The following is a 2,900-nucleotide window of genomic DNA, read 5'->3' as shown; positions in this document are numbered from 1 at the left end:
CAAAACTAAGTTGGCGATTTAGCACGGAAGGGGGTCACTTTTTAGTTGGCGTTGACAAGTATCGCCAGTTTGGAGTAAGTGCAACGCTTGCATGCCACCCCCGAAAGCCCCGTCGTGGTATTGGATGTACGAGAAGAATCTCACGCGATCGTTGGGGGCTATCCATGTACTTGGCGACTGGGCAACAATTGGGCGAACGTGGGTAAAAGTCGCAATGCCGTCATCGCCGATGAGCAATCTCGCATCGCTGCGCTCAAGCAGCAGCCAACAGTCGAGATCATTCATCGCAAGGATGCCAAACACGGGCTGGAGAATCCTCGTAAGGTAGTGTTGAAGAACCCGGATATCTCCAGTGAAGAAGACTTGGTGAAGTCCGCTGGTGCGGATTACCTGCGTTTGATGGTGACCGACCACATGGGCCCGCGTTCGGAAGACATTGACCTATTCCTAGCCATGGAGCGCGCGTTACCCGAGCACGGTCGGGTACATATCCATTGCGGTGTCGGGCAAGGCCGCACAGGCATCTTCATCGCCATGCACGACATGCTCAAGAACGCTCACCACGTATCGTTTCATGACCTGATAGAACGCCAACTCGCGTTCAATCCAGGTCGCGCGCTGGATTTCAACAAGGATGTCACCCACGAAGGCCGCGCCAACCTGCGCAATGACCGCTTGGAATTCATTTCGCTGTTTTACGAATACGCCAAGCAAAACCCGAAAGGAGCGCCCCGCTCATGGTCAGAATGGCTCGCTGACCCGAACACCCCTCTCAACAACGCTGACTGACTTACGCTAAGCATTATGCTAATGCCGTGCTCCTATAAGTTGGTTGTCAGCCAGAACCCGAGAATGGGGTCTGTTCCATTGCTCCCAGCCCCAAATCAGCCGAAAACGGGGAGGCCGCAGAATTCGGAAAAAATCGTACGCTAAGTGTAGCGGCTCGCGTTTGAAAACACGCGTGCTCGCATTCAGCGCCTTTTTAGGCTCAGATTATTTGCGTGTATCCGGTGCAGTTGGCTCAGATTAACTGCATCCCAGCTCACGATATTTGCGACCAGCTCAAATTGCAGGTTGCTCGGCTCACGCTTTTTGCAACTGATTGTGCGTGCAGAAACTCGTGGTAATACGCCTTTTCTGGACATTGAAATATGTACGGATTTGCTGGACTCGGTAACCCCAGCCCTACCATGCCTGCGCCTAGAGCGCGGTTTTTGTCCAAAAAACCCTCGATTGATGGACGTGCTAGCCGGTGCTGGTTCAGTTGCAGCTAATGTGAGCCGGAAACGATGGAATCCAAGTCGATGCGACTGAATGCGAGCACGGCTGTTTTCGATTGCAAGCCCCTACACTTAGCCCTTTGGCTGTGCAGCGGCCCATTGGATATAAGCGCTTTCGATCAACCACGTAGCATCAGCGGCTGTGGGTACAGGATTGAGCGCTATGTGAGCCAGCTTTTTTTCTATCCACGTCAGCAGTGCGGTACGCCCTGCTGGACAAGGCATTAGATCACGCTCCAAATGGTTGGCAAGCTCTGAGATAGCCACATCGCGCTCGGCACTTTTTGCAGTCATCGCAATTTTCCTATGCATGGACCGGGGCATTGCCCTCTGAAGCGATGGGTGTAGCATTACGGAGACAGGGCGGCTGGCCGGGGTCTACGCCCCCGCAGCGCAGCATGTCGGCTTGTCACCCTGTCAACTTTATCTGAAAGGAGCATACTCATGCGTAAACGTACTGCGCTACTGCGTTTTGATCCAGCGCTTGCCTCATTGCGCGATGGCATTTCGGCAGTTCAACGGATTGGTACCACGCTCTGGATCGCCAACGATGAAACCACGAGCCTTGAACGGCTGACCGTTAGAAATGCTGCGCGAGGCGAGGTGATATGTGATGAGCACCGATCATTTTCACTAATCAAGTATTTAAAGTTACCTCTACCAAAGTCGGATGCGGAGATCGATATCGAGGGGCTGGCCTATGATCACGGCACGGGTTACCTCTGGCTGGCCGGCTCACATAGCCTGAAACGCAAGAAGGCCAAAGCCGACGATTCCTCGCAGAAGAACATCAAGCAGCTATCGACGGTAGAGGCGGCTGGCAATCGTTATTTGTTGGCCCGCATCCCGGTGGTTCAGGAGGGCGACAGCCATGTACTTACCAAAAAGGTGGATACCGATGCTAGAACAGCAGCACAGCTAAACGGTAACGAATTCGGCAATGACTTGATCAAGGAAATTGCAAAAGACGATCAACTGAAAGACTTTCTGCTGATCCCGAGTAAGGACAATGGTTTTGACATCGAAGGGCTGGTAGTCATCGGCTCGCGCCTGTTGTTAGGGTTGCGTGGTCCGGTACTCCGCGGTTGGGCCATCGTGTTTGAGATCGAGCCCGAACTGAGCAAGGACTCGACTGATACGCTGGTGCTCAAGAAGATTGGTCCAGATGGGCGCAGATACCGTAAACACTTCTTCGAGCTGAATGGCCTGGGTGTGCGTGACCTGTGCATCTCTGGTGACGACCTGCTGATTCTGGCGGGGCCGACAATGGAGCTGGACGGTCCGGTAAAAGTCTTTCGCTGGCACGGTGACTTTGCCGAAGAAGAAAGCGTGATTTTCTCGGACCAATTGGAGATCGTGATGGAGGTGCCTTTCGGGCAAGGCGTCGATCATGCCGAGGGCATGTGCATCTTTGGCACCGGAGAACAGGCCGGTGATGAGCTGTTGATTGTTTACGACGTTGCCGCGCAGCGTCGCAAGCTTGGTGACACAGATGTAGAAGCGGACTTGTTTACGCCAAATCAGCTTTAAAGACTTGGCGAAATCGGGGTTTGGGGAGCAACGGAGCCGTAAACGCACTTAAGAAGTGGTTAGATGTAGTGGCTTGCAATCGAAAACCCG

The 2,900-nt window shown here is 53.4% G+C and carries 2 protein-coding genes and 1 pseudogene; 2 read left to right on the top strand and 1 reads right to left on the bottom strand.

Annotation, left to right across the window (positions count from 1 at the left end):
• Positions 1-57: 57 nt before the first annotated feature.
• Positions 58-789: pseudogene (locus AO277_RS12265) on the top strand (phosphatase domain-containing putative toxin); the annotation flags it as partial.
• A 563-nt stretch (positions 790-1,352) separates the two neighbouring features.
• On the opposite strand, the gene AO277_RS12260 reads toward AO277_RS12265, so the two are convergent.
• Positions 1,353-1,574: a hypothetical protein gene (locus AO277_RS12260; protein WP_004666801.1), complete on the bottom strand. Its 222-nt coding sequence runs from the start codon at positions 1,572-1,574 to the stop codon at positions 1,353-1,355.
• A 150-nt stretch (positions 1,575-1,724) separates the two neighbouring features.
• Here AO277_RS12260 and AO277_RS12255 point away from each other — a divergent pair, with 150 nt between their 5' ends.
• Positions 1,725-2,810: a DUF3616 domain-containing protein gene (locus AO277_RS12255; protein WP_044320163.1), complete on the top strand. Its 1,086-nt coding sequence runs from the start codon at positions 1,725-1,727 to the stop codon at positions 2,808-2,810.
• Positions 2,811-2,900: the final 90 nt, after the last annotated feature.

It is taken from the genome of Pseudomonas amygdali (assembly GCF_002699855.1).
Taxonomy (GTDB): Bacteria; Pseudomonadota; Gammaproteobacteria; order Pseudomonadales; family Pseudomonadaceae; genus Aquipseudomonas; species Aquipseudomonas amygdali.
The sequence above is the reverse complement of the archived record's forward strand: the minus strand, read 5'-3'. Positions and strand labels throughout refer to the sequence as shown.